Source organism: Mesorhizobium sp. 131-3-5, assembly GCF_016756575.1.
GTDB lineage: Bacteria > Pseudomonadota > Alphaproteobacteria > Rhizobiales > Rhizobiaceae > Mesorhizobium > Mesorhizobium jarvisii.
This window is the reverse complement of sequence record NZ_AP023254.1, coordinates 3,367,147-3,394,118: the sequence shown is the minus strand read 5'-3', so window position 1 is coordinate 3,394,118 and position 26,972 is coordinate 3,367,147. Positions and strand designations below refer to the sequence as shown.

General features: G+C 64.0%; 26 protein-coding genes and 2 pseudogenes. 12 read left to right on the top strand and 16 right to left on the bottom strand.

The annotated features are described in order from the left end of the window. Positions 1-141 precede the first annotated feature (141 nt). From JG747_RS16660 to JG747_RS16610, 11 genes are all read left to right on the top strand, one after another. Positions 142-885, top strand: coding sequence for an ATP-binding cassette domain-containing protein (locus JG747_RS16660; RefSeq protein ID WP_027047043.1), 744 nt, complete (start codon positions 142-144; stop codon positions 883-885). A gap of 61 nt (positions 886-946) precedes the next feature. Then, positions 947-1,945 (top strand): ABC transporter permease, encoded by a 999-nt coding sequence (locus JG747_RS16655; protein ID WP_019859219.1) that lies wholly within the window; start codon positions 947-949, stop codon positions 1,943-1,945. Between the two features lie 206 nt (positions 1,946-2,151). Further along, entirely contained in the window at positions 2,152-2,979 is an 828-nt protein-coding gene (locus JG747_RS16650) for an AraC family transcriptional regulator (protein ID WP_019859220.1), read from the top strand. Positions 2,980-3,086: 107 nt separating this feature from the next. After that, positions 3,087-3,530, top strand: coding sequence for an SRPBCC family protein (locus JG747_RS16645; RefSeq protein ID WP_019859222.1), 444 nt, complete (start codon positions 3,087-3,089; stop codon positions 3,528-3,530). Between the two features lie 15 nt (positions 3,531-3,545). Beyond that, positions 3,546-4,340 (top strand): FAD binding domain-containing protein, encoded by a 795-nt coding sequence (locus tag JG747_RS16640; protein ID WP_202359629.1) that lies wholly within the window; start codon positions 3,546-3,548, stop codon positions 4,338-4,340. A gap of 60 nt (positions 4,341-4,400) precedes the next feature. After that, on the top strand, positions 4,401-4,883 hold the full coding sequence (locus JG747_RS16635) for a (2Fe-2S)-binding protein (protein ID WP_038647841.1): 483 nt from the start codon (positions 4,401-4,403) through the stop codon (positions 4,881-4,883). Between the two features lie 126 nt (positions 4,884-5,009). Then, positions 5,010-6,377 carry a xanthine dehydrogenase family protein molybdopterin-binding subunit gene (locus JG747_RS37550; protein WP_069092526.1) on the top strand — a complete coding sequence of 456 codons (1,368 nt, stop codon included), beginning with the start codon at positions 5,010-5,012 and terminating at the stop codon, positions 6,375-6,377. 1 nt (position 6,378) lies between these two features. Continuing rightward, positions 6,379-7,383 (top strand): xanthine dehydrogenase family protein molybdopterin-binding subunit, encoded by a 1,005-nt coding sequence (locus JG747_RS37545; RefSeq protein ID WP_010910368.1) that lies wholly within the window; start codon positions 6,379-6,381, stop codon positions 7,381-7,383. A gap of 1 nt (position 7,384) precedes the next feature. Beyond that, a complete protein-coding gene (locus JG747_RS16620; RefSeq protein ID WP_019859227.1) occupies positions 7,385-8,266 on the top strand; it encodes an AAA family ATPase in 882 nt (293 codons plus the stop codon). Next, the gene (locus tag JG747_RS16615; protein WP_244748122.1) at positions 8,263-9,567 is read left to right on the top strand and encodes a vWA domain-containing protein; all 1,305 of its coding nucleotides are present in this window, start codon (positions 8,263-8,265) and stop codon (positions 9,565-9,567) included. Before JG747_RS16620 ends, JG747_RS16615 begins: the two co-directional genes overlap by 4 nt. Further along, positions 9,567-10,454, top strand: a complete 888-nt coding sequence (locus tag JG747_RS16610; RefSeq protein ID WP_202359628.1) for an amidohydrolase family protein — start codon at positions 9,567-9,569, stop codon at positions 10,452-10,454. The genes JG747_RS16615 and JG747_RS16610 overlap by 1 nt, the downstream gene beginning before the upstream one ends. A 173-nt stretch (positions 10,455-10,627) precedes the next feature. Here JG747_RS16610 and JG747_RS16605 read toward each other — a convergent pair whose 3' ends face one another. The 9 genes and pseudogenes from JG747_RS16605 to JG747_RS16565 all read right to left on the bottom strand — a co-directional run. Next, positions 10,628-11,893, bottom strand: a complete 1,266-nt coding sequence (locus tag JG747_RS16605; RefSeq protein WP_202359627.1) for an ABC transporter substrate-binding protein — start codon at positions 11,891-11,893, stop codon at positions 10,628-10,630. Positions 11,894-11,917: 24 nt separating this feature from the next. Next, positions 11,918-12,748: a carbohydrate ABC transporter permease gene (locus JG747_RS16600; protein WP_019859232.1), complete on the bottom strand. Its 831-nt coding sequence runs from the start codon at positions 12,746-12,748 to the stop codon at positions 11,918-11,920. Next, positions 12,745-13,668 (bottom strand): carbohydrate ABC transporter permease, encoded by a 924-nt coding sequence (locus JG747_RS16595; protein ID WP_202359626.1) that lies wholly within the window; start codon positions 13,666-13,668, stop codon positions 12,745-12,747. Before JG747_RS16595 ends, JG747_RS16600 begins: the two co-directional genes overlap by 4 nt. Then, entirely contained in the window at positions 13,661-14,812 is a 1,152-nt protein-coding gene (locus JG747_RS16590; protein WP_019859235.1) for an ABC transporter ATP-binding protein, read from the bottom strand. The genes JG747_RS16595 and JG747_RS16590 overlap by 8 nt, the downstream gene beginning before the upstream one ends. Continuing rightward, positions 14,809-15,657, bottom strand: a complete 849-nt coding sequence (locus JG747_RS16585; protein WP_202359625.1) for a metallophosphoesterase family protein — start codon at positions 15,655-15,657, stop codon at positions 14,809-14,811. Before JG747_RS16585 ends, JG747_RS16590 begins: the two co-directional genes overlap by 4 nt. 210 nt (positions 15,658-15,867) lie before the next feature. Beyond that, positions 15,868-16,398, bottom strand: coding sequence for a GNAT family N-acetyltransferase (locus JG747_RS16580; RefSeq protein WP_202359624.1), 531 nt, complete (start codon positions 16,396-16,398; stop codon positions 15,868-15,870). Between the two features lie 25 nt (positions 16,399-16,423). Next, positions 16,424-16,831 carry a carboxymuconolactone decarboxylase family protein gene (locus JG747_RS16575; RefSeq protein ID WP_202359623.1) on the bottom strand — a complete coding sequence of 136 codons (408 nt, stop codon included), beginning with the start codon at positions 16,829-16,831 and terminating at the stop codon, positions 16,424-16,426. Positions 16,832-17,035: 204 nt separating this feature from the next. Beyond that, the gene (locus JG747_RS16570) at positions 17,036-18,532 is read right to left on the bottom strand and encodes a sugar ABC transporter ATP-binding protein (protein ID WP_202359622.1); all 1,497 of its coding nucleotides are present in this window, start codon (positions 18,530-18,532) and stop codon (positions 17,036-17,038) included. Beyond that, positions 18,532-19,404 (bottom strand): annotated as a pseudogene (locus JG747_RS16565) (hypothetical protein); the annotation flags it as partial. The gene JG747_RS16570 and the pseudogene JG747_RS16565, both read right to left, overlap by 1 nt. Here JG747_RS16565 and JG747_RS16560 point away from each other — a divergent pair. Further along, positions 19,352-20,029 (top strand): SMP-30/gluconolactonase/LRE family protein, encoded by a 678-nt coding sequence (locus tag JG747_RS16560; protein WP_446720592.1) that lies wholly within the window; start codon positions 19,352-19,354, stop codon positions 20,027-20,029. The pseudogene JG747_RS16565 and the gene JG747_RS16560 overlap by 53 nt on opposite strands. Positions 20,030-20,318: 289 nt before the next feature. Here JG747_RS16560 and JG747_RS16555 read toward each other — a convergent pair. From JG747_RS16555 to JG747_RS16525, 7 genes and pseudogenes are all read right to left on the bottom strand, one after another. Beyond that, positions 20,319-20,888 (bottom strand): annotated as a pseudogene (locus tag JG747_RS16555) (MFS transporter); the annotation flags it as partial. Positions 20,889-21,188: 300 nt separating this feature from the next. Next, complete coding sequence (locus JG747_RS16550) at positions 21,189-21,632, bottom strand: aconitase X swivel domain-containing protein (RefSeq protein WP_019859254.1); 444 nt, start codon at positions 21,630-21,632, stop codon at positions 21,189-21,191. Further along, the gene (locus JG747_RS16545; RefSeq protein WP_202359621.1) at positions 21,629-22,879 is read right to left on the bottom strand and encodes an aconitase X; all 1,251 of its coding nucleotides are present in this window, start codon (positions 22,877-22,879) and stop codon (positions 21,629-21,631) included. Before JG747_RS16545 ends, JG747_RS16550 begins: the two co-directional genes overlap by 4 nt. 225 nt (positions 22,880-23,104) lie before the next feature. Further along, entirely contained in the window at positions 23,105-24,169 is a 1,065-nt protein-coding gene (locus JG747_RS16540) for an ABC transporter ATP-binding protein (RefSeq protein WP_202359620.1), read from the bottom strand. Continuing rightward, positions 24,169-24,957, bottom strand: coding sequence for an ABC transporter permease (locus JG747_RS16535; RefSeq protein ID WP_019859259.1), 789 nt, complete (start codon positions 24,955-24,957; stop codon positions 24,169-24,171). Before JG747_RS16535 ends, JG747_RS16540 begins: the two co-directional genes overlap by 1 nt. Then, positions 24,957-25,826: an ABC transporter permease gene (locus JG747_RS16530; protein ID WP_202359619.1), complete on the bottom strand. Its 870-nt coding sequence runs from the start codon at positions 25,824-25,826 to the stop codon at positions 24,957-24,959. The genes JG747_RS16535 and JG747_RS16530 overlap by 1 nt, the downstream gene beginning before the upstream one ends. Positions 25,827-25,893: 67 nt before the next feature. Then, a complete protein-coding gene (locus JG747_RS16525; RefSeq protein WP_202359618.1) occupies positions 25,894-26,955 on the bottom strand; it encodes an ABC transporter substrate-binding protein in 1,062 nt (353 codons plus the stop codon). Positions 26,956-26,972: the final 17 nt, after the last annotated feature.

The following is a 26,972-nucleotide window of genomic DNA, read 5'->3' as shown; positions in this document are numbered from 1 at the left end:
ATAGCCAATTTCGACAATTGACGCCCGAGTAGGCATTCGCGTAAATGCCGAAGATCGTTGCTTCCGGGAGGAATGGGGAGCACGATATCGGAGCTGCGACCTGGAAAAGGCATGCAGCAAGACATGGGAGGCAACAGGCTGGTGGCGGTTCTCGAACTCACCAACATCTCGAAGCATTTTGGCGCCATCCAGGCTGTCAACGACGTGTCGCTGTCGATCGAACCCGGCCAGGTCGTCGGCCTGATGGGCGACAATGGCGCCGGCAAATCGACGCTGGTCAAGATGATCGCCGGCAATTTCCATCCGAGCCATGGCACCATGCGCATGGACGACAAGGAATTGATCCTGAACAAGCCGGCGGAGGCCCGCCAGCACGGCATCGAGATTGTCCATCAGGATCTTGCACTCTGCAACAATCTGACGGCCGCCGCCAATGTTTATCTCGGCCGCGAGCTGCGGCGCGGCGTCGGTCCATTCCGCATCCTCGACTATGCCGCGATGTACAAGCGCGCCGGCCAGCTCTTCGCCGAGCTGAAGTCCGAGACCCGCCCGCGCGATCTCGTCAAGCAGATGTCGGGCGGCCAGCGCCAGGCGGTGGCGATCGCCCGCACCATGCTGTCGCAGGCCAAAATCGTGCTGATGGACGAACCGACGGCGGCGATCTCGGTCAGGCAAGTCGCCGAAGTGCTCAACCTGATCCGCCATCTGCGCGACCAGGGCATAGCGGTGGTGCTGATCAGCCACCGCATGCCCGACGTGTTCGACGTCGCCGACCGCGTCATCGTCATGCGGCGCGGACGCAAGGTCGCCGACAAGGCAATCGCGTCGAGCTCGCCCGAGGAGGTCACCGGGCTCATCACTGGCGCCATCGAGCAGGTCTCGTGAGCGCGGCTAATCCGGATTTCACCAGGCTGGCGTGCATCGCCGCCGGCAGGAAAGGTCGATAATGGCAGTCACCCTTGATCAGACGATCGCGCAGAAGCAGCACACTTTCCTGTCGCGGCTGTTCTCCACCCAGACCTTCTGGGTGGTGATCGCCGTCATCCTCGCCTGCATCTTCCTGTCGTTCGCCACCGACGCCTTCGCAACGTCGAAGAACCTCTACAACATCACCCGCAACATCACCTTCGTCGCCATCGTCGCGCTCGGCATGACCTTCGTCATCATCACCGGCGGCATCGACCTTTCGGTCGGCTCGGTTCTGTGCCTGTCGTCGATGGTGCTGGCCGTCACCATGCATGCCGGCTATTCAATCGAGATCGGCATCCTTGCCTCGATCGCCACCGCGCTCGCCATCGGTGCCTTCAACGGCATCCTGACCGCCTATCTCGGCTTTCCACCTTTCGTGGTGACGCTCGGCATGCTGTCGATTGCCCGCAGCCTGGCGATGGTCGCCTCCAACAACACCGTCGTCTTCCAGTTCGGGCCGGACCACGACAAGCTGCTGGCGCTCGGCGGCGGCGCCTGGGTGTTCGGCATCGCCAATCCGGTGCTCTACATGATCCTTTTGGCGCTGATCACCGGCTTCATCCTGCGCTGGACCAAGTTCGGCCGGCACATCTTCGCCATTGGCGGCAACGAGCACGCGGCGACGCTGACCGGCGTCCCGGTGAAGCAGATCAAGGTCGCCGTCTACATGATCTCGGCACTGTCGGCGGGCATTGCCGGCATCATCCAGACCGGATGGCTCGGCGCCGTCACCACCAATCTCGGTACCGGCATGGAGCTGCAGGTGATCGCCGCCACGGTCATCGGCGGCGCCAACCTGGCCGGCGGCGTCGGCACCGCCTTCGGCGCCATTGTCGGCGCCGCCCTCATCGAGGTCATCCGCAATAGCCTTGGCCTGCTCGGCATCAATGCTTTCTGGCAAGGCACCTTCATCGGCGGCGCCATCCTGCTGGCGGTGCTGTTCGACCGCATCCGCAATTTCAGGCGCAGCGACTGATTCAAGCGCCTTTCCTTCTCCCTGGTGGGAGAAGGAAAGTGCCGGGCGTTATTCGTTTCACCTCCTATCGCTCAGTCTGAAAATCGCCTGAAGCGGCTCGCCCTGCCTATCGGCCAACGGCCGATGCCTTGACGGAAGCTGGAAACCGGCCGCACAATCCTCGATGCAGACGAAGGGAGGCCAGTCGTCTGCGGGAGGATATACCCATGACGGAAGCGATCAGGCTCTACTGGGGCCGGTTCGGACATGTTTCTGTCCTGAATGTCGCGAGCGACTTCGTCACCCATGCCCATGTCGAGGCACATCTGATCATCTGGCTCGAAGGCACCGCCGGCGAGATGACCATCGGCCGCGAGACGGTGCGGCTCGGCCCCCGCACCGCCGCCGGCATCAATTCCTTCCAGCCGCACAGCCACGTCCTGTCGCAAAACGGGATGCCAGGTCTGTTTCTCGCCTTCTACATCGATCCCGACTGGGCGCGCCGCCGCCGCGACCTGCCCTCCTCCGCGCCGCTGTTTGCCCAGGCGAAGATCACGCTCGAGCCATGGCTGCACCAGGCCGCCGCCAGCCTGCTCGACCATCTGACCGACAATGAGAGCGTCGACGACGTCGCCAATTACGAGATCGAGCGCTTCATCGATTCGGTGCTCGATGCCGCCGATGCGTCTGCGCCGCAGGAGGCGCGCACCCGCATCAACACCATGCAGGATTTCCGCGTCCGCAAGGCCATCCAGCTGATGAAAGCCAATGTCTGCGAGCGCATTTCCTTCGACGATGTGGCGCGAAGCGTCGGCCTGTCGCGGCCGCATTTCTTCGCCCTGTTCAAGGAACAGACCAATCTGACGCCCAATGTCTACTGGAACACGCTGCGCATGGAGGAAGCGGTGCGGCAGTTGCAGTGGTCGCAAGAGCCGCTGATCTCGGTTGCCTGCAATCTCGGCTTCACCACGCAGGGCAATTTCTCGCGCTTCTTCCGCGACCATGTCGGCGTGCCGCCGACGCTCTACCGCGAGGCCGCGCGGGCAACCGCCTGAGCCTGCTTTTTCAGACTCCTTGATACGCGCGCAAGACGCTTTGATAAGTGCCGCCGTGAAAGGCGCCCTACCCTTGCCCGACTGTCGCATTCGCAAGGGAACGTCCTATGGCAAAAGTCACCATCTCCAGTGTCATCGACGCGCCGGTCGAAAAGGTCTGGGCGCGCATACGCGATTTCAACGGACTGCCGGGCTGGCATCCGCGCATGGTCGAAAGCCATATCGAGGACGGCAAGAACGCCTCGACGATCGGCTGCGTGCGCAATTTCGAGCTGATCACCGGCGCGCGACTGCGCGAAAAACTGCTCGACTTTTCCGATGAGAACTACCTCGTCAGCTATTCCATCCTGGAAACGCCGCAGCCGCTGACCAACCACAAGGCGACGTTGCAACTCAGGCGCGTCACCGATGGCGACCGGACCTATGCCGAATGGACCGCCAGCTTCGACGCAGCGCCCGAAGAAGCCGACAAGATCGCCGCCGGCATGGGCGCCAACGTCTTCCAGGGCGGTTTCAACGCCCTGAAGAGCCATTTTGCCGGCCAGGACTGATAACAGGAGCGTTCCATGGCGCTTGCCCTCCAGACTTTCCCGACCGTTAAGGACGCCAATGCGGCGCTGAAGACGGCCGGCACCCGCTACCTCGGCGGCGGTACCCTCGTGGTCCGCGCGGCCAGTGAAGGCGATGTTTCGGTCTCCGGCCTTGTCATGTCGACCGACCCGGCCCTGTCGGCCATCGCGGCCGCCGGCGGCAAGGTCCGCATCGGCGCTTCGGTGATCATGGCGGCGATCGCTCGTCATCCCGACCTTGGCCCGCTCGCAAAGGCCGCACGCGCCGTCGGGGGTCCGGCGATCCGCAACATGGCGACCGTCGGCGGCAATCTGTTCGCGCCGGCGCCCTATGGCGATTTCGCCGTGGCCTTGCTGGCGCTCGACGCCGCGGTCGGCACCGAGGATGGCGAATTGCCGATCGAGACTTTTCTAGTCAGGCGGGACGGCAGCCGCTCCATCGTCACGTCAGTGAGCTTCACGCTGCCGAAGGCCGACGGCTTTCGCTTTCTGAAAGTGTCGCGGGTCAAGCCCAAAGGCGTTTCGGTGCTCAGCATCGCGGCCGTTCTGGAACAGGCTGCCGACGGCACCGTGTCCTCGGCGCGGATCGCGCTTGGCTGCATGGCCGACCGGCCAATGCGGGCTAAGGCGGCGGAAAAGGCGCTCAAGGGAAAGAAACTCGACCAGAACGGCATCGCGGCAGCACTGGCCGCCGCCACCGAGGGCATTGCGCCGATCACAGATCCGATCGCCAGCGCCTGGTACCGCGCTGAAGTCCTGCCGGTCCATCTCGGCCGGCTGCTGCTGGCCTGAAATCACCGTTGGGGGGCGCGCGTCTGTCCGATCCGTCGGGCAGGCGCGCAAGGAGGAAACATGGCGAAGGTCCCGGTTCAATTCACGCTCAACGGCTCCGAGAAAGCCGAATTCATCGACAGCGGCACGACGCTACTCAACGCTTTGCGCGACAAGATCGGCGACACTTCGCCGAAAGGCGGCTGCCACCAGGGCACATGCGGCGCCTGCTCGGTCATCATCGACGGCGAACTCAGGCTGTCCTGCCTGACATTAGCCGAAACCTGCAATGGCGCTGCCATCACCACGACATCCGGCCTTGCCGAAGGCGGCGTGCTGCATCCACTGCAGCGCGCCTTCCTCGACACCTTCGCCACGCAATGCGGCTTCTGCACGCCGGGAATGATCATGGCCGCCAAGGTGTTGCTCGACCACACGCCCAACCCCAGCCGCGACGAGGTTGTCGAGGCGCTGTCGGGCAATATCTGCCGCTGCACGGGCTACGAGCCGATCATCCAGGCGGTGCTCACCGCGGCCCGCGCCAATTCGCAGAACGCGGCCTAGAGCCGGATGATTTCAGGTCTGTTCGACCTGAAATCCGAATCCGGCTCTAAATCAAAGAGATAGAGCATGATGTCGTCCGAAAACCGCTTCACACTTTTCGGCATCATGCTCTGAGGGGAAGCAAAGATGGAACTGCGCAAGAACTACTTCGCCGATGTCCGCAAGGACGATCTGCACGAAATCGGCCAGCCCCGGCCCCGTTCGGATTCACCCGGCCATGTCACCGGCAAGACTGCCTTTTTCGCCGACCGCAGCTTTCCCGGCATGCTGCACCTGAAGATGGTGCGCAGCCCGCACCACCATGCCCGCATCCGCAGCATCGATACCTCGGAGGCCGAGAAGCATCCCGGCGTGGTGAAAATCCTCACCGCCAGGGATGTGCCGCACAATGTCTACACCATCCTGATCCTCATCCAGATCGGCCCTGAGGACGAGACGGTGCTGGCCGACGGCAAGGTGCGCTGGAAGGGCGAGGCCGTGGTGGCGGTGCTGGCCGAGACCGAGCGCGCCGCGCAGGAGGCCGCCGCCAAGGTCAAGATCGACTACGAAGTGCTGCCGGCCGTCTTCGACATGGAGGAAGCGCTGAAGCCCGGCGCGCCGCTGGTCAACGAATATCACGGCCAGAACTATTATCTCTATGACAGCGGCGAGTGCCGCAAGGTCCGCTTCGGCGATGTCGAGGCGGGGTTCGCCAGCGCCGACCACATCCTGGAGCAGAGCTACCAATCCTCGCCGATCGAGCATGCGCCGACCGAGACCACCGGTTGCGTGGTGGCGCCCGAAGGCAATGACCGCTTCACCTGCTACACCAACACGCAGGCGATGTTCTTCACCCTCGACAACACCTCGATCATCCTGCAGATGCCGGGCTCGAAGCTGCATTTCGTCGGCGGCACCGTCGGCGGCGGCTTTGGCGGCAAGGTCGACGTCATCGTCGAGCCTATCGCCATCCTCGGCGCCAAGCTCACGGGCCGGCCGGTCTCCTTTGTCTACAGCCGTGAGGAGGAGATGCAGATCTCCTCGCCCCGCGCCGCCGAAAAGGTGGTCATCAAGGATGGCGTGATGAAGGATGGCCGCATCGTCGCGCGCAAGGTCACAGGCTACACCGATGCCGGCGCCTATTCACGCCACTCGCCCTATGGCGCGCAGAAAGGTGCCGGGCACTATCCCGGCCCCTACACCATCCCCAATGTCTGGATCGACACCTATTGCGTCTACACCAACCGCACGCCGTCCTCGGCCATGCGCGGCTTCGGCGTCACCATCGGCGATTTCGCGCTGGAGGTCCAGATGGACAAGCTGGCGCGGCTGATCGGCATGGACCCGCTCGAATTCCGCTTCATCAACGCCTATCGCGACGGCGACATGAAGGCACACCGCCAGCCGACGGAAGGGGCAGCACTCATCGAGTGTATGCAGGAAGCCTCGCGCGCCGCCAACTGGCCGGTGGCGGAGAAATATATGGCGATGTCCTCCTACAGGAAGGGAGCCTGACATGGCGATCCGGCGTGGACGCGGCGTCGCCGCGATCAACTATCCCACCGGCATGAACCTCGGCGGCGACCCGACCCAGGCGCTGGTGCATTCGACACCGACCGGCAATTTCATGGTGACGCTGTCCTCCGTCGATCTCGGCCAAGGCATGAAGCAGATCATGGCGCAGATCTGCGCCGAGACGATCGGCGTGCCCACCGACCGCGTCGTCGTCGACACCGCCGACACCGACACCGGTCCGCACTGCATGGGCACCTTCGCCTCGCGCGGCACGCACCGCGCCGGCAATGCCGTCATCCAGGCGGCCAGGGAAGCCCGCCAGGTGATGCTGGAAGTGGCGGCCGAGGAATTGGAAGTGAATGCTTCCGATCTTGAGACCGACGGCCAGGGCAACATACTGGTCAAGGGCGCGCCGCAGAAATCGATCTCGATCTTCGATGTCGCGCTGTCGGCGCATTTCAAGCGCGGCCGGTCCATATCGGGCCGCGGCATGTTCCTGATCCCGCGCTCCTATCCGGAGAAGGAAACCGGCGCGATGAAGCCGTCGACCTGCTACGCCCACGCCTGCACCGTGGCCGAAGTCGAGGTTGACGACGAGACCGGCGAGGTCACGGTTCTAACGGTCAAGAACGTCTTCGAGATCGGCCGTGCGCTGAACCCGAAAATGGTCGAGCAGCAGCTGGTCGGCGGCTCCTGGATGGGCATCAGCCACGCGCTCTACGAAACCACCGAGCCCTATTATCCCAACCGCGACCATGGCGGCACCGACTTCAACCAATATCTGATGCCCGGTCCTGGCGACCTCGCGCAAACCGAGATCATCGTCCTGGAGCGGCCTTCGGCGGATGGTCCTTACGGTGCCAAGGGACCGGGCGAAATGTGCGCCAATCCGCAGATACCGGCGGTCGCCAATGCCGTCTTCGACGCCGTCGGCGTGCGCATCGACACGCTGCCGATCACGCCGGAGCGCATTTTGCGCGCGCTCAAGGCGCAAGCGGCGAACTGACATGCCCAAGGTGAAAGCCGAGTCCGTCGCGACCTCGCCGGAGGCGGTGACGCAGCACCTTGCCGCCTCGCGCTATCTGGCCGACGACAGCCTGGCCACGGCCATCTTCCTGGCGATACGCCTGGGCAAGCCGCTGCTGCTCGAAGGCGCGCCAGGCGTCGGCAAGACGGAAGCGGCCAAAGCGATCGCCGAGCTGCTCGGCCGCGATCTGGTGCGGTTGCAATGCTATGAAGGCATCGATGCCGCGCATGCGCTTTACGAATGGAATTACCAGCGCCAGCTGCTCGCCATCCGCCATGCCGGCGAGCATGAGATCGACATCTATGACGACCGTTTTTTGATCGCCCGCCCGCTGCTGCAGGTGCTGAAGGCGCCGGAGCAGCGCGTGCTGCTGGTCGACGAGATCGACCGTTCCGACCATGAATTCGAGGCGCTGCTGCTGGAATTCCTCTCCGATTTCCAGATCAGCATTCCCGAGCGCGGCACCGTCCGCGCCGCAGCCCAGCCGATTGTCATCCTGACCTCGAACCGCACCCGCGAGCTCGCCGAGGCGTTGCGCCGCCGCTGCGTCTACCACTGGATCGGCTATCCCGATGCCGGGCGCGAGGCCGCCATTATCATGCTGCGCGCCGGCGACGTCGCCGAGGCAACCGCGCGCGCCGTGGCGGCAGCCGTGCAGACTATCCGTGCCCGGCCGCTGGCCAAGCCGCCCGGTATCGCCGAGGCCGTGGAATGGGCCAATGCCGCGACCATCCTCGAAAAAGGCGGCAGCCCCTGGCCGGAAGCCTTCCGCCGCGCCATCGGCGTATTGATCAAGGACGAGGAGGACCTCTCCTACATCGCGCCTGAGCTTGGCCGGATTGTTGAGGAGGCACTGGGGTGAGCCGCGACCTCAACAATCCCTTCTCCCCGTTTACGGGGAGAAGGTGCCCCGAAGGGGCGGATGAGGGGCAGCGCCATCATGGGCAGAAGATGGCGCTGCCCCTCACCTGCCTGCCGGCATCGGGGGTCGAGCCGCCTGTCTCGACCCGTCCTGCGGACCCCCGTAAACGGGGGGAGGAGAGCCTACCTCCCGCCGCCCAACCCTTCCTCAGCTTCGGCCGGCTGTTGCGCCGCTACGGCTTCGCCGTCGCACCGGAGCAAATCTCCGGCTTCATGCAAGCGGTGACATTACTTGGCCCGCGCTCAATGGCCGACATTCGCGAGGCGGCCCTCGCCACGCTGGCACCCCCACCCGATCGCCGCGACGAATTCGAAGCCCATTTCCAGAGCCATTTCTATGGGAACACTTCAGCCGTGGTCGAAGGCGAAGCGGAGGAGGAAACCCGCATCAAGGATGATGGCGGCGCCGATAACGAGCGGATCGAGGCCGAGCGCAGCCAGGAAGGCGGCGAGCTATCTTCGGCACTCGAGCAGTTGAGCACGCGCGATTTCCAGCGCGACGACGACAGCCTGACCGCCTTCCGCCGCAAGCTCTCCTCCGCTTTGCCCGCCCGCCGCTCCTTCCGCACCGTTCGCACCGCTTCGCGCGGCAAGCTTGATCTGCGCCGCTCGCTCAGGGAAATCGTCAGCGCCGACGGCGACGTGCCCTCGCCGCTGCTGCGCCGCCGCCAGACCGTGCCGCGCAAGCTGCTGCTCTTGATCGACGTCTCCGGCTCGATGAAGCTGCACACGGCGGACTATCTCAAGCTGGCGCATGCCGCCGTGCAAGGTGCGGACCGCGCCGAGATCTTCACCTTCGGCACGCGGCTGACCCGCATCACCTCGGCGCTGCGCATCCGCGACCGCGACCAGGCGCTGGCGCGTGCGGTGGCGCAGGTCGACGACTGGGACGGCGGCACCCGCATGGGGCCGACGCTGCTCGCCTTTCTCTCCGTGCCGCGCTTCTCGTCCTTCGCGCGCGGTGCGGCGGTGCTCATCCTGTCCGACGCGCTGGAGCGCGGCGATCATGCCGAGCTGGAGACCGCGATGCGAAGGCTGAGCGCCCGCGCCTTCCGGCTGTCGCTGGCCACGCCTTTGGCCGGCGACCCGCGCTTCCACCCGGCAACGGCGGCGCTGCGCGCCATCCTGCCTGACCTCGACGATCTCATCGACGGCTCGTCGCTGACCAGCCTCGCCGAATTCATCCTGTCGCTCGCCCGCCCTGCCCCTGCCGCATCGACAATCTGGAAAAGGGTATCGTGATGCAGAAAGCCATCGACGCGCATTTCCACATCTGGCGCCAGAAGGACCAGCCCTGGCTGGTCGGGCCGATGGTGCCGCGCATCTTCGGCCCCTACGAGCCGATCCGCCGCGACTATCCGATCGGCGAATTCCTCGAGGACCAGGAGGGGTCAGGCGTCGAGAAAGCCGTCTATGTCCAGACCAACTGGGCGAAGCAGGATTTCGAGAAGGAAGTCGCCTTCCTGCAGAAGACCGCTGACGAGACCGGCTGGCCGCACGCTATTGTCGGCTATGCCGACATGACGGTCGATGATGTCCGGCCGCAGATTGACCGGCTGATGAAATACAGGCTGCTGCGCGGGGTGCGCATGCAATTGCACTGGCACGAGACGCCGGCCTTCCGCTTCGCCGCTTCGGCCGATCAGGTCATCGACCCCAAGGTGCGGGCTAATGTCGCGCGGCTGAAGGATTACGGCCTGTCCTTCGACCTGCAGCTCTTCCCCGCCCAGATGAAGGACGGGCTGACGCTGGTCGGCGAGAACCCTGAGACCAACTTCATCCTCACCCATGCCGGCATGCTGACCGGCATGGGTGAGGAAACCACCGAGGCCTGGAAGGCTGGCCTGCGCACGCTGTCGGCCGCACCCAATCTCTATGCCAAGCTGTCCGGTCTCGGCACCTTCGTCCACCGCAACGACCCGGCTGTCATCACCTACATCGTCGACAACGCCATCGACATCCTGGGCGCGGATCATCTGATGTTCGGCTCGAACTTCCCGATCGAGAAGCTCTGGACCAGCCACGCCGAACTGATCAAGGTGCACCGCGATGCGGTGGCGGGGCACGGCGCAGAAGCCGAGGCCGATATCTTCTGGAACACGGCGGAGCGCGTGTATCGGCCGGTATAGCACAGTTTCTTCCTTCCCCCTTGTGGGGGAAGGTGGATCGGCGCGCAGCGCCGAGACGGATGGTTCCAGCGGAGTGAGGCGTTGGCGTTCCCTGGAACACCCCTCATCCGACCTCGCTTCGCGAGGCCACCTTCTCCCGCAAGGGGAGAAGGGAAGACTGACAGTGAGACACCTTACTGCGTCGGCAGCATGCCTTCGACGTCACCGGCCGCGTCGTCGAGCGCTTCCTTCGGTGTCGCCGACTGGTCGACGATGCGCGACAGGTTGTCGACGATCGTCTGCGTCACCTTGACCCCATTGGTGCCCGGGAAGGCATACCACGGAACCATCCGCGGCATCTGGCTGAGCCCGGCCTGGAACAGCGGGTTCTTCTTGTAGAAATCGCCGAGATACTCGGGAGACTTCGCAGCCAGCTCGTTGTTGGGGACATAGCCGGTGCCCGGCACGACGACGGAAGCGCCATAGGGGCCGGCGGCGAATTTCGCGAACTTCCAGGCCGCCTCCTGCTTGGCTGCGTCCTTGGTCAGGATGACCACGGCATTGCCGCCGGTCGGCAGATGACCGTTGACCGGATCGATCAGCGGGATCTTGGCGGTGCGCAACGTGAACTTGTCGCCGACATTCTTGATCGTGTTGACCAGCGCACCGGTGGTCTGGAATTCGAACCCGACCTTGCCGGCCGCGAACGCCTGCTCGCCCGCCGGCTTGGTGAAGACCGGCATGCCGCCCTCCTTCACCATCCGCTCGAGGATCTCCACCGCCTTCTCGCCTTCCGGCCCGTTGAAGGCGACCTTGCTTTCGTCCTCGTTCAGCATCTTGCCGCCGGCGCCGAACAGCAGCGCCGAGAACATCCAGTCGTCGCCCTGCCAGCGGAAGTCGATGCCGTTGACGCCATTGCCGAGAGCCTTGATCTTGCCGCCGAGCGCGATGACCTCATCCCAGGTCTTGGGCGGATTGTCCGGATCGCCGCCGGCCGCCTTCACCAGGTCGGCATTGTAATACATGATCGGGTTGGAGGTGGCGAAGGCGAGGCCAACCTGCTTGCCGTTGACCTGCGCCAGCTTCAGGATCGTGTCGGAAAAGCCGAGCTCCGCCATATTGCCTTCCTTCTTGACCAGCGGGCCGAGATCGACGGCAACGTTACGCTCATTGAGCATGCGCAGGCGGTTGAGGCCGATGAAGGTGATGTCGGGCATCTCGTCGGTGCCGGCCTGGCGAAGAATGGTCTGGATGCCTTCTTCGTAGGTCGCCGACGGGCTGGCGAACTGGATCTTGATGTCGGGATTTTCCTCCATGAACTTCTTCGAGATCGTGTCCATCACGTTCTTGAAGAAGCCGGGCATCGGGTAGTGAACCGTCAGCGTCGTCTCGGCATAGGCCGGAAGGGCCGCCGCCAGCGACACCGCCGCGGCGGCGAAGATCCTGGAAATATGCTTCATCGTTCGTGCTCCTTGTTGGCCCGGTCAGCCTTTGAGACCGGTCATGGTGATGCCCTCGACGAAGCGCTTCTGCGCAAGCAGGAAGGCGGCGACGAGAGGAAGGGTGATGATCAGCGTGGCGGCCATCAGCGCGCCGTAGTCGTCGCCGGCCTCGGCGGCGCGGAAATACATCAGGCCGAGCGGTGGCGTGGCGTAGGCCTGTTTGCTGACGACGATCAGCGGCCAGTAGAGATCGTTCCAGTGCGCGACGACGGAAAAGATCGCGAAGGCGGTCACAGCCGGCCAGGCATTGGGCACGATGACGCGCGCGACGATGCCGAGTTCGGACATGCCGTCGAGCCGTGCCGCGTGCAGCAAGTCGTCGGGCATGGCGCGGAAGAACTGCAGGAACATGAAGATCGCGAACACCGATATGGTAAAGGGCGCGACCAGCGAGGTGTAGCTGTTGAGCAGCGACATCCGGTCGAAGGCGACGTAGAGCGGCAGCGCCGTCGCGTGGATCGGCACCAGCAGGCCGAGCATGACCAGCACCATCATCAGCCGTGCGGCGCGGAACTTCAGCTTGGCCATCGCGTAGGCACAAGGGATCGCCACCACGACCTGGAAGAAGAAGATCAGGCCGCACACGACGACGCCGTTCCACAGCAGCGTCGCCATCGGCACCTTGGCAAACGCCTTGGCGAGATTCTCGGCGAAGTAGAAACGCTGCGGGATCAGCGACAGCGACGAGGTGAAAATGTCGCTCTGCGTCTTGCCCGCCGTCGAGATCATGAAGATGTAGGGCGCAAGGATCATCAGCGCACCGAGCGAAAGCAGCGCGAAGCGGATGATGCGGCCGGCCGGGATGCTGTTCATGTGTAATGCACCCGCCGGTCGAGCACGCGGTATTGCAGAAGCATCAGCACGACCAGGATCGCCAGGAAGACGACCGTCATCGCCGAGGCGTAGCCGACACGCAGATAGACGAAGCCCTCGTGGTAGATGGTGAAAAGCAGTACTTCGGAGGCCTTGTTGGGCCCACCGTCGGTCAGCATCTTCACCGTCTCGAAGACCTTCACCGCATTGGTGATGCTGATGGTGACGACGAACAGCGTCGTCGGCCCGAGCATCGGCCAGGTGATGAGGAAAAACCGATCGAGCGCCGATTTCGCGCCGTCGACATGGGCGGCGGCATAGAGCTCGCGCGGGATCGCCGTCAGCCCCGCCAGGAACAGCACCATGTTGAAGCCGACCGACTGCCAGATGCCGATGATCGACAGGCTGTAGAGCACGGTGCTCGACGCGCCGAGCCAGTTCGGGCCGGGAATGCCGGCGAGCGAGAGTAAAGCGTTGAGCGGCCCGATCGTCGGGTGGAAGATGTATTGCCAGACCGTCGCCATGGCGACGATCAGCGAGGCGACGGGCAGAAAATAGACGGTGCGGAAAAAGCCGCGCGCCCGTCCCTCGCCTTCGATCAGCAGCGCAACCCCCAGGCCAAGCATGATCGAGACCGGCGCGACGATCGCCGTATAGACCGAGGTGTTCCACAGCGACCGGCGGAAGGTGCGGTCGTTCAGGAGATGCGCATAATTCTCGAAGCCGACGAAGCGAAATTTGCCGTAGCCGAGCTCGAAATCGGTGAAGCCGAGGAAGATGACGGCAGCCACCGGCAACAGCACGAACAGCAGCAACAGCACGATGGCCGGCGCCGCCAGCAGCCAGGCGGTCCGGTCCTCGCTGCGCGCGCGCAGTGCCGCGGCGCTCGCGACATTGCCCGCCAGCGCGACGCTAGACATAGGCCGGCTCCTGCCGCGCACCCGCCGCGATGCGCAGCCGCTTTCCCTCCGGCCCGAAGACCATCGCCTGTTCAGGGGCCAGGACGACACCCACCTTCATTCCGGCGATCAAGTCCCTCGCCTCCTGAGGCGCCAGCTTGGCGACGACGCTGTCGCCCGAGGCATCGAGGCGGCAATGGGCAATGACTTCCGAGCCGAGGAATTCGAGACGCTCGATCCGCCCGGCAAGGCCGCTGCGCCCGCTTGGGGACAGTTTGACGAATTCCGGCCGGATGCCGAGGCTGACCGGGCCGTTTGCCACCTTCTCCAGCAAAGCCGGCCGGATGCCTTCGAAGCCGACACGGCCGTTTTCGGCAAGCGCCGGGATAATGTTGATCCTCGGCTGGCCGACGAAGCGCGCGACCTCGATATGGGCGGGATCGTTGTAGATCACATCGGGCGCGGCGAGCTGCAGCAGATTGCCGCCGATCATCACCGCCACCCGGTCGGCCATCGAAAGCGCCTCGGCCTGGTCGTGCGTCACATAGAGCGTCGGCACGCCAGCGCGGCGGTGCAGTTCGACGATCTCGCCGCGGGCATGGACGCGCAGATTGGCATCGAGGTTGGACAGCGGCTCGTCCATCAGGAAGATGCTGGGGTGGCGCACCATGGCGCGCGCCAGCGCCACGCGCTGCCGCTGGCCACCCGACATCTGCCCCGGCTTGCGGTCGAGCAAATGGTCGATCTTGAGCAGACCCGCCATCTCGCGGACATCGTGCGCAATGCCGGTGCGGATCTCCTTCTGGCCGGGCAGCAGGGAGCCGACCAGCGGCAGGCGCTGCGACCGGCTCAGCCGCTTCATGGCCAGCGGAACGGCAATGTTTTGTCCCGCCGTCAGATGCGGATAGAGCGCGTAGGATTGGAACACCATGGCGATGTTGCGGTCGGCCGCGGCAACCGGCGACATGTCCCTGCCGCTGACGAAGATCTCGCCGCTGTCGGCATGGTCGAGCCCGGCCAGGATGCGCAGCAAGGTGCTCTTGCCGCATCCCGAGGGGCCGACCAGCGCGATGAATTCGCCGGCTTCGACATCGAGGCTCACGCCATTCAGAATGGCATTGCCGCCGAAGGATTTCTTCAGGCCGCGAAGCGATAGCGCGCTCATGACGCGACCCGCTTTCGAACCTTGTGCGCCTCGTGCGGATAGACCTCGGCCACCACATCATCGAGGACAAAAGCCGTCATGCCGGGGATGGCGACGATCTCGCTGGCGACCGTATCGCCGAATTGGTGCCCGAACTGATGGATGACGGCGCCAAGCAGCCGCTCGCCCGGCATGTCGCGCTCCATGTGGCCGACGACGAAGGCCGCCGACGGACCCCAGACCAGCGACGTGTTTTCATACCGGCCTTGCCATGCCCGGTGCAGGTGGCCGCTTGCGAACAGCGCGACATCGTGCGCGGCGATCAGGTCGTAGAGGCGCTGGCGCTCCGCCGGCCTGACGCTCCAGTAGCCGGTATCGCCCTCGCCGGGCGCATCGACGAACAGCGGCTTGTGGGCGAACAGCGCAACGCGCCGGCCGCCGCGGCTTTCCAGCGCGCTGCGCAGCCATTCGAACTGCGCCTCGTCCTCGGCATCGTCAAAGCCCATCAGCAGGCTGTCGAGCCCGATGAGACGCCAGCTCCCGGCGTCCTCCATCCAGTAATCGGGGCCGACCAGCCGGCGCCAGCGCTCGAGGCGTCCGGCATTGACCGGCTGCAGCGAGCCCGGCAGATGACCGACATCGTGATTGCCGGGCACCAGTAGCATCGGCGCGGAGACTTCCCGCATCAGATCCATGCAGAAGGCGATGTCGTCATCCTTGTCGGCACCGTCGACGCTGAGGTCGCCGGTGTGGATGACAAGATCGGCGCAGCTCTGCTCGATCCAGGCGGCGAGCGGCGCCCAATTGCCGTTGAAGTGCGGCTTGGTCGGACTGAAATGTGTGTCTGTGATCTGAACGATTTTCATGCCGGCTCCACCATGCGAGCCGCGCCCCCAGGCAAGCGGCATCGCATGGGGGCTTCCTTAGTGCCGTTCCATGTCACTTCCTTAACAGCGGCTGGGCAAACTGTGGACTAGCGCCGGTGGGAGCCTCAGCGGCGGCCGCCAATATGCATTATTCCAGACACGCAAGCGTGCTGGATGGGTCGCGTCCTCCGGGACGCGCAACCGATTTGTTCACAACGGTCGGCCTAAAACCTCGACCATATGCCGCTTGGAGCCGATGCTGACGGGTCCCGCCATCCGTACCGGGCCAAAACCTTGCCCCTGCCAAAAGCGAAGCGCCTGCTCATTTTCCGTGAGTACGCCGAGCTCGACGCGAGTGACCCGCTGCGATTTCAGCCACCTGAAAAAGTCGTCGCACAGGGCTCGTCCCACCCCTTGTCCGCGAAGGGCTTGATCGACCATGAGCAATGCAATCCACCAACACCCAGCTTGCGGATAATCGCGGTCGCAGGCCAGCAAGCCGACAAATTCGCCATCGATGGCTTTCAATCCAAATACGAACTTGTCGGCATCCGTGCGGTTGGGCGGAAAGCTTTCGAATTCCTCCCTCGCGCTGTTGGCATTGGGCGGCTCGCCGCGCTCCAGCTCAACATAGTCCGAGCAGGCCTGGTATAGCGGCGCCAACCGTGGAGCATCGTTTCCGACCAGCCCTTCAATCTCGTAGCCGGAGAGCGAAATTGGAAATCTGGTCGTCTTGTCCATGAAAATTCCGATTCTGGCGCAGCCCTTACTTCACCTCGAATTGCGGATCGACCGGGATCTGCATTGCCGTCACCAGATGGTTGGTCTGGCCGGCGAGCCCGATGATCGACACCAGCTCGCCATGCTGCGCCTCGGTCATGCCCTTGGCCCGCGCCGCGGCCGTATGCGAATGGACGCAGTAGGAGCACCCATTGGCGGTCGAGACGGCAATGTAGATCATCTCCTTGGTCAACGGATCGATGGCGCTGTCCGCCACCATCACCGCCTTGAGCTGCTCCCACACCCGCTTCAGCGACACCGGATCATTGGCCAGCCCGCGCCAGAAATTGTTGACGAAGTCCGATTTGCGCGTCGCCCTGATGTCATCGAACACGGCCTTCACCGCCGGGATGTTTTCGACCTCGGCATCGTTGAGGAGTTTTGTCGTGGCCATGGAGGGGTTCCCTTCGTTTTGAATCAGATTCTGAGCAGATCCGCCCAATCGATTGGCTCAATTCACTTTCCCAGCGCCGGCGTCGAGATTCAGGTCAGGCCGAGTCGAAAATGGTGGCTTTCGAGAACCGGAGCGGAGCGTACTGAAGTACGTGAGCACCGGAAGCGCAGGAAGCCGCCATTTGCAGGCCGGCCTCACCTGAATCTAATGCACGGCCGCGTACATGATCTTCTCCTCCGTGGCCTCAGCCGGCGAAAACTCCTCGACGATACGCCCCTGTCGGCAGACCAGTATCCGGTCCGACAGGTTCATGATCTCCGGCAAATAGGACGAGATCACCACGACGGCCAGACCCTCATCCGCCAGCCGGTTGATGATCTGGTGGATCTCGGCGATGGCGCCGACGTCGACGCCGCGCGTCGGTTCGTCGAAGATGACGATGCGCGGCTGCTGCACCAGCCCCTTGCCGATCACCACCTTCTGCTGGTTGCCGCCGGACAGTTCGACGACGCGGGCATTGTCGTTGATCGCCTTGATGTTGAGCGTCTTCGTCCATTCGGCGGAAAGCTGCCGCATCTCCTGCTGGTTGATCACCCAGGCCTTTTCGCGGCCCGCAGCGAGCAGCCCGCCGAACAGGTTTTCGGCAATGCCCATCGTCTCGAAAATGCCTTCGCTCTTGCGGTCCTCGGTGACGTAGACGATGCCGTCGGCCACAGCCTCGCTCGGCACGAGATAGCGCACGGGCCTGTCGTCGAGCTCGATCGCGCCGCCGCGCAGAAAATCGCGCTTGTAGATGCCCGAGACGATCTTGAAGGTCTCGGTTCGCCCGGAGCCGATCAGCCCGAACACGCCGGTGATCTGGCCCTCGAAGATCGAGAAGGAATTGTTGCGCACGACATTGCTCATCGAAATGTCCTGCACCGACAGCACTTTCTTGCCGGCCTTGCGCAGCTTGGCCTCGTCGCGCTGGCGGTAGATCTGGCCTGACAGTGTGCGCCCGACCATGGCGGCGACGATCTTGTCGCGGTCGAAGGCCGACGTGTCGTCGGTGATGACCAGTTCGCCGTCGCGCAGGATGGTGATGCGGTCGGCAATCATCAGCGCCTCTTCCAGCGCGTGGCTGATGAAGACGATGGAGACGCCGCTCGCCTTCAGCCGGCGGATCAGCGCGAAGAAGTGGCGCTTTTCTTCCGGCGTCAGCGTCGCCGTCGGCTCGTCGAAGATGATGATCTCGGCATTGTGGTGCACGGCGCGCGCGATCTCAACCATCTGCCGCTTGGCGGCGCCCAGCGTCGCCACCATGGCGTTCGGATCGACCGGGAAATTCAGCGACTGCAGGAATTGCTGTGCTGAAATATACGTGCCGCGCAGCCGGTTGAGGAATTTTTCAGTGCCGAGATAGAGGTTCTGCGCCACCGTCATCGACGGCACCAGGCTGGTTTCCTGGAACACCATGGCAATGCCGGCCTCGAGGGCGGCATGCGGCGAGGCGTAGGCGATCTCACGGCCCTTGTGAAACATCTTGCCCGACGTGGCGTCGACCACGCCGGCTATGATCTTGGTCAGCGTCGACTTGCCGGCGCCGTTCTCGCCGAGCAGGGCGTGGATCTCGCCCTTGCGCAAGTCGAAGCTGACATTCTTGACGGCGGGCACGCCACGATAGTTTTTGGTGACGTTTTCGAGGCGGACGATCGGTTCCATCAAAAACCTCCCGAAACGAGGTCGACGGCCAGCACGCAATCGCCGCCCTTGCAGGCGATAAACAGCCGTCCGTCCTTTTCCGCCACGCTGCAGATGCCATGGCGTGTGCCGTTGGCGCGGCTGTGCAGGCTGAACTGCGGCTGCATCTTCGCGTCGAGCCGGACCACCAGCCCGTAGGAACGGCTCGGCGACCACGGCTTGTGGATGCCCATGGTGCGGATGCCGCCGCATTGCAGCGGCTCGAGGAAGCTGCGGTTGGAGGCCAGCGCCGGCGCGATCCAGTAGGCCGGCGGCACCTGGCCGATCATGTCCTGACGATAATGCGTTTCCTGCAGAACGAATTCGATCAGCCGGTTGCGCGGCGCAAACAGCGCCAGCCAGGCGCCGCCATCGCCGGCCGGCGCAAGCCGCGCGGGATAGCCGGGCAGATGCGTCAGCACCGTCGAACGGTTGCCGGTGGCGCCATCGAAGCGGATGAGCTGATGGCGCCAGCTCTCGCTGACCAGCACGTCCCCGCCGATTGGATGGAGCCCATAGGGGAAAGCGAGATCGCCGGCCACCTTGCGGAACGCGCCGCCCGTGGCGTCCCGCTTCCAAAGCGAACCGGACGCCCCCTTCTTCATCAGATCGGCCGCCCATTGCGACGGCGCATGCGCGGCCGAACCATTGGCCAGCCACAACGTGCCGTCCTCGGCATAAGCGAGCGCGGTTATGCAGCTGAGATCCGCCGGCAGCAAAACGTCCATGCCTGATATCAGCAGCTTGCCGCTTTCGAGCGCTACCGTCAGGTCGCCCGATGGCGACAGCGCCAGCGCCGTGATGGGCGACGGAAAGGTGTCGATCACCTTGGGCTCGGCTCCGGCTGCGGAGGACGTCATCCTCGACTGCGACGACCATCTCTATTGCGGCACCCGCCATGGCGAGATCGTCCGCTTCTTCGCGCCCGACTATGTGAAGTCGGAAGTGTTTGCCCATATTGGCGGCTTCCCGCTGGGCCTGGCCTTTGACAAGACAGGCAATCTGATCAGCTGCGTCGGCGCCATGGGGCTCTATTCCGTCTCGCCGCAGCGGGAGGTAAAACGCCTGACGGCCGAGACCGCGCGCTCCTGGACCTCGATCGTCGATGATGCCCGGCTGCGCGATCCCAACGATTGCGACATCGCGCCGGACGGCCGCATCTATTTCACCGACTCGACCAAGCGCTACGACGCGCATGACTGGGCGCTGGATTCGATCGAAAACCGCGCCACCGGCCGGCTGCTGGTCTATGACCCCAGGGACGGCTCGACCAAGACGCTCCTCGACGGCTACCGCTACACCAACGGCGTGTGCATGGCGCATACCGAGCGCCAGAATGCCCAGCACCGACACGGATCTGACGATAGCGACGAGGTTGTTGGGGTCGATGAAGCCTGGCAGGCCGATGGCAGCGGCAACGAACAGCACCACCGCGATGGCAAAGACAATGCCTTCCTGATTCAGGCTCCTGAGATTTAGCCAGCCGATCGCATTCATGTCTGCATTTGCCCCGATGGCAGCGCTGCCATCCCGAAAGCAAAAGCTAATCGGCTCTGCGCCGGTTCGTCAAATGAATCCGAGTTCAGAACGTGGCCATATGCCGATATTCGCCGAGTGGACGCATCGATTGCCAAAACTGGTGCAATGCCCGGAAAATCCTGCATTTTTGGCAATCGATTGCGCCATCGCAGCCATTCGCGAAAGTGCGGCATCAAGGCGAAAGGATGAGGCGGAATTTATCTCCGCTTCAGGCGAGAAAATCCGATTCTCAATTCCTCGGCGCGTGGCCGGAAACCTCGGCGCCAGCGCCGGGCGGCAGGACGACAAAACGCAGCGCCGCGACCAGCCCGATGGCGCCGATCACGAAAAAGGCTATTCGAAAATCGACGAGGTCGAGCGCCGGCTGCGCCCTGGCAATCTGCGACAAATTGAGAATCGCCGCCGCCACGGCGACGCCGAACAGCATCGCCACCTGCTGCAGCATCGAGGACAACGTCGCCGCCGAGCTGCGCTGCGCGGCTTCGATATCGGCGAAGGCCAGCGTGTTGAGCGCGGTGAACTGCATCGAGCGCGACAGGCCGGCGATCAGCATCAGCGCCACCACCAGTGCCTGCGGCGTCTGCGGCGAGATCACCCCGCAAGCCATGATCGAGGCCGAGGCGATGATGCCGTTGACCACCATCACAGAACGGAAACCGAAACGCCGCAGCGTTGGCGTCGTCACCGTCTTCATGCCGAGATTGCCAAGGAAATAGGCCAGGATCATCAAGCCGGCATCGACGGGCGAGAGGCCGAAGCCGAGCTGGAACAAAAGCGGCAGCAGGAAGGGCGTGGCGTGAACGATCGGAATATCCCAGCGCTTCGCCACCTTTTCGGCGCTGGCCTTCGTCCGCGAGGCGATCGCAACCACCGGGAAGCCGGCTTGCGCATAGGCGGCCAGATGGCATTCGGCCATGATCATGCCCGCACCGACGCAGCCGATCCGGTATTCCCTGGTGCGAACCTTCACATCCGGTTCGAAATCCGTGCCTGCCATCCATTCCTCCCTAGAGGACAGCATATAGCGCCAGGGCTTGCCGGTCAGCCAAGGCCGGCACCATCATTTCCCATCAGCGACACCAATCACCGGGGGCAGCGTTTATTGGGCTTTACGGATGACCGCCCCGCCCTGCTCACCGACACGCACCGCGATCCGGTCGCCCGAAACGATCCCCGCAATGTCGCAGACCACCAGCGGCATATGGACGTCGTAGAGAAACTCGGCGACGATCGCTCCCACCGCCAGGATCGGGTCAGGCCGCTCCAGAAGAATGCCGGCCGGCGCGGTGCCCCGGCGGATCGCTTCGGCCAGGACAGAGGACGAGGAGGATGAGCCTCGCCCGCTTGGCATGACCAGGATCCTGCCGGCAACGTTCTTGCCCAGCCCAGGATGCGAATGGTCGATGATGTCCCCCGTCTCGGCATCGATGCCGCCCCAGAAACTGAGCGGCTGCGAGAACACCAAAGCCGGGCCATCGGCCTCACCGGCGAGTTGAAAAGTGCCCAGCCGATCGACGGCGTCCTTTGCAACGGGTTGCGTCATGAGGCACCTCGCACGACATGTCCGGCAGCGGCGGAGCGGATGCAATCCGCCATCTCGGCGAAAGCGACGGTCACGCCGATATTGCCCGGTGCGTAATGCGCCCATTTGCCGGAATTGGTCATCACCACGCCGTCGAGCCGCTCGAGGATGGAGGTGACATAGGTGCAGGTGTCGGCGACCGGGATCAGGCCGAACGCCTCCATGCCGGTCAGCGCGCCCTCCTCCTGCAGCCGCGTCAGCGTCGCGCGACCGGTGTTGACATAGATCGGGATGCCCCTGCCCGGCGCTGCCTCGCGCAGCATCGGCAACAGGCGCGTCCATTCCTCGTGCGAGAAATGCGGCGTGCCCAGCGATACGGCGGCGAGCGGCGCCCCATCGGCCACGCCGGACAATCTGGACAGCGCATGATCGATGTCTGCTGGGGTGATGCGGATCGTCTCATCCGGCGCGTGGCCATGAAACGCTTCGTCTGGTGTGTTGGCCTCCGGTGTGATGCCGACCGCATGGAACAGTGCCACGGCACCGGTCGTCGCGGCCGCCGCGCCAAGCGCCTTCAGCTGATCCTCGTCGCGCGGCTGCGGCAGGCCTGATATGACCGGAATGCGGTCGCCACTGGCTTGTCCGATGATCAGCCCGACGCCGACGAACAGGCTGTCGCTTGGTTCGGCCTCGGCGATGTCCAGTTCGAACAGGATGCGGCCACGCCGGTTTTCGCTCAGATGCAGGCCCCAGGCCGGCGCGCGCCCGGTCATGGCGCAGCACAAATCGATGAAGTCGCCATAGCGGTTGGTGCGCGCGCCGATCACCGAATTGGCAAAGACGATGGCGTTGGATTCGCCCCAGGCGACCTGCTGGCCGAATTCAGGCCGGAACCGCGTCTGGTAAGGCGCGCAAGTAAAGGTCGCCTGGCAGCCAAGCTCCAGATGCGCCTTCATCAGCCGCCGCGCCGGCACCTCTTCCGCCGCCGGCATCTTCACCATGCCGGGATGGATGAGGTCGAACGAGCCGACATTGAGCGTCGTCGGCACCTGCACCCGCCCGCCGCCCTCGACCAGCCGTTCGACGAAATCGAGCCCGGCCTTGCCGTGATAGAGGCAGCCATCGATATGGGCGCCGCTGATGTCGAGCAGGCCGCGCGCGCCGATCGCGTTGGAGAAGGCGACCAGGATTTTCATGGCGGCGGCGGCCGACGGGCCTTGCTCGCCGTCGAGCATGGATTGGTCCTGTGCGGTCAGTTCTAGCGTCATCGGAATGCTCCGGGCTTATGCCTGACAGGATGGTGGGAAGCACCCCCCTCTGCCCTGCCGGGCATCTCCCCCGCAAGGGGGGAGATTGGCCGTCATCTCTGCTTTCGCAAATTTTCAGCTTTGCCGGAAGAGCAGCAGCGCCAAAGCTGCCGATCTCCCCCCTTGCGGGGGAGATGGCCGGCAGGGCAGAGGGGGGTGACGGGCGCCAGCCTCCCCCATTTAGGCCTAATTGGACGCAATCAACACCGTGCTCTCCGGCGACCAGCGCAGCACCACGTCCTGCCCCTCCGCCAGCCGGTCGGCGCCGGTGTTCTGCACGATGACCTTCAGCGTCTGGCCGTCACGCTCGACGAAATAGGTGCTGTTGTTGCCGGCGAAGATGCGTTTGGAAACCTGCCCCTTCAGCATGTTGGCATCGCCATCCAAAGCCCCTGCATCGGTGCCGATCCGAATGCGCTCGGGCCGCACGGCGCAGCTGGCCTTGGCGCCGGTGGCAAGAGTTGCCCCTACTCCCGCCGTAATCGCCGTGCCGTCCGGCAGGCGGATGCCGTTGCCGGTCGTATCGCCGCGAAAGATATTGGCGTCGCCGAGGAAGGTGGCGGCGAATTCGCTTTTCGGCCGGTCATAGATCTCCTCCGGCGGCCCTTCCTGCACCAGCCTGCCGTCACGCAGGATGCCGACGCGGTCGCTCATCGTCAGCGCTTCTTCCTGATCATGGGTGACGAAAATGGTGGTGATGCCGATCTCGCGCTGGATGCGCTTCAACTCGATCTGCATGTCGACGCGCAGCGCCTTGTCGAGCGCGCCGAGCGGCTCGTCGAGCAGGAGCACGCGCGGCTTGGTGACGATGGCGCGCGCCAGCGCCACGCGCTGCCGCTGGCCGCCGGAGAGCTGGTGCGGACGCCGACCACCGAGCTTGCCGAGCTGGACGAGATCGAGCGCGCGCTGCACTTCCGTGGCAATCACCGCCTTGGCCTCGCCGCGCACCGAAAGGCCGAAGGCGACATTGTCGGCGACGCTCATATTGGGAAACAGCGCATAGTTCTGGAACACCATGCCGATGCGCCTTTTCTCGACCGGCACACGCTCGACGCTTTCGCCGCCGATGGAAATGCGGCCGGTATCGGGAAAATCGAAGCCGGCGATCTGGCGCAGCAGCGTGGTCTTGCCGCTGCCCGACGGTCCGAGCAGCGCATAGAAGCCGCCATCGGCGAAATCGATGGAGACATCGTCCAGCGCCTTGTGTGCGCCAAAGCTGCGCGAGACACTCGATACCTGCACGCCGGCCATTATTTCTCTCCGCCGAATTTGAAGAAGCGTGCCGTCAGCAGCATCAGCGCCATCGACACGACAATGATGATGGTCGAGACCGCATTGATCTCGGGCGTGAAACCCTTGCGGATCGCGGCGTAGATCTCGACCGGCAGCGTCGTCTGGCCGGGCGTCGACAGGAAGTAGGAGACGACGAACTGGTCGAACGACACGGCGAAGGCAAACAGCCCGCCGGCAATGACGCCCGGCATGATCCACGGCAGCGTCACGCGCATTGTGACCTGCCACTGGTTGGCGCCGAGCGAGCGCGCCGCCTCTTCCAGCTCCGGCGCGAAGGTCTGCAGCCGCGCCGAGACGACGACGATGACATAGGGCAGCGCCAAGGCGACATGGCCGAGCAGGATGGCAAACAGGCCGCGCCCGATGCCGACGCCGAAGAAGAAGATCAGCATCGCCGTGCCGGTGATCAGCCACGGAATGGCGATCGGCGGAAACAGCAGCGCCTGCAGCACCTTCTTGCCGCGAAATTCGTAGCGGTAGAGCGCCAGCGACGCCGCCGAGCCGAGCACCACGCTGATCAGCGTGGTGATGATTGCGATCTCGAGGCTGTTCCAGGTGGCCGCGATCAGCTGGTCGTTCTGCCACAGCGAGGCGTACCATTCGGTCGTCCACTCGAACGGCAATTGGTAGAAGGGTGAGACGTTGAACGACATCAGCGCCATGATGATGATGGGCAGATACAGGAAGGCGAGCAGCAGGAAGATGTAGAGGCGGCCAAGTCCTTCGAGGATTCGGGTGGTCGCCATCACGCAGCCCTCCGCAGCACCGGCGAGGCGATCGCCAGAATGACCAGCACGACGGCGAGCAGGATGAAGGACAATGCCGCTCCCAGCGGCCAGTTGAACACGGCGACGAACTGGTCCTCGATCACCGTGCCGTAGAAGGTGCCGGTGCGGCCGCCGAGGATGCGCGGCTCCATGAACGAGCCGACAACCGGCACGAAGATCAGCGCCGCCCCCGCCACAAGACCCGGCATCGACAGCGGGATGATCACCCGCTTCAGCACCTGCAGCCGCGAAGCGCCGAGCGAGCGCCCGGCCTCGATCAGCGAGTCGTCGATCGCCTGCAAGGTGAGATAACAGGTCAGCACCATGTAGGGCACGTAGGAGTGCACCAGCCCGATGATGACGGCCGGATAGGAATACATCAGATCGATGTTGATCTTGAACGGCAGCACGGCGTTCAGCGCCGTATCGAGTATGCCGCCTTCGCGCAGAACCATCGCCCAGGAGAAGATGCGCACCAGCCCGTTCGACCAGAACGGCAGGATGACCAGCAGGAAGATCGCTTCGCGGCTGCGGCCCTTCAGCACCTTGGCCAGCACGTAAGCGGCGGGATAGCCGATCACGATGCACCACAGGGTCACTTCGAGGCCGAGGCGCAGCGAGGCGAGCAGCAGCGTGAGATAAAGGCTCTGCGAGAAGAAGGCGGCATAATTGCCAAGCGTGAAGGCCCAGGGCTTTCCCGACAGCGGCAGGTCGGTCATGAAAGAGAAGAAAACCATGGCCGACAGCGGCAGGAAGATCGCCACCGTCAGCCAGAGATAGGCCGGCGCCAGCAACGGCAGAGCCGATCTCAACCCGCTGCGCGACGCGACCGCTCCCTGTACTGCCATAAGACCCTCCTCCCCAGGATTGGAAGAACCAGCCGGCGCGAACCGCCGGCTGGCCCGGACGTGGGTTTTATTTCACGTCGACCTTGAGCTGCTGCCAGAGCGCCAGATAGGCCTCGCGCTGGGCATCGGTGATCGGCGCCTGGAACTGGATGCGCTTGGCTACCTCTGGATCGCCCATCACCTTGCGGTTGAAGGCATCCTGCGGCAGCGCCTCCACCGCCTTGGTGTTTGCCGAGACAGGCGCGCCGACCTTGGTGACCCATTCGACGTAGAATTTCGGGTCGATCATCCAGTTGATGAAGGCCTGCGCGCCTTCGACATTCTTGGAGCCGACCGGAATGGAGAAGGCATCCAGCCAGGCGACGGCGCCTTCCTGCGGAATGACCAGCGAAACCGGCAGCTTGAAATGCGTCTTGGCACGGTCGGCCGAGCCGCTCCAATAGGTGCCGATGTCGATCTGGTTGGAGGCGACCATCTGGTTCCAGTCGTTCTCCGAGCTCCAGAAGGTCTTGATCTGCGGCATCAGCGAGGTGAGCTTCGTCCTGACCGCATCCATATCCTTGATGTCGTTGATGTTCTGGCGGGTGGCGATAGCGCCGAACTGCACCGCCTCGACGGCGTCGTCGCGAATGACGACGCGACCCTTGTGCTTGGGATCCCACATTTCGGCGATCGACGTCGGCGGCTTGTCGAAGGATTTTTCATTGATGGCGAGCGCCGTCAGGCCCCACACCCATGGCACGCCATAGACCTTGCCGTCATGGTCGAGCATCGGCGAACCGGCTTTGTCCTTGCTGATGTCGGCATAGTTCGGCAGCTTCGAGGTATCGATCGGCTGGATGAGTTTTTCCGCCATCGCCTGGTCGTTGAAGGCGGCGTTGATCATGACCACGTCGTAAAGCCCCGGATTGGTCCGGATCTTGGTCAGCATTTCCTGTTCGGAATTGAAGAAGTCGTTGACGACCTTGTTGCCGGTCGCCTTCTCGAAGGCGGCGACCGCCCAGGGTTCGTCGGCGCCGTAGCCTTTCCAGTTGAGCACATGCACTTCGGCGGCACTGGCGGCCAGCGTGAGTGCGGTGGTGAAGACGGCGGTCGCCGTCAAGAGAGCAGTCAGTCTTGGCATGCGCATGTTGGTTCCTCTCTTTG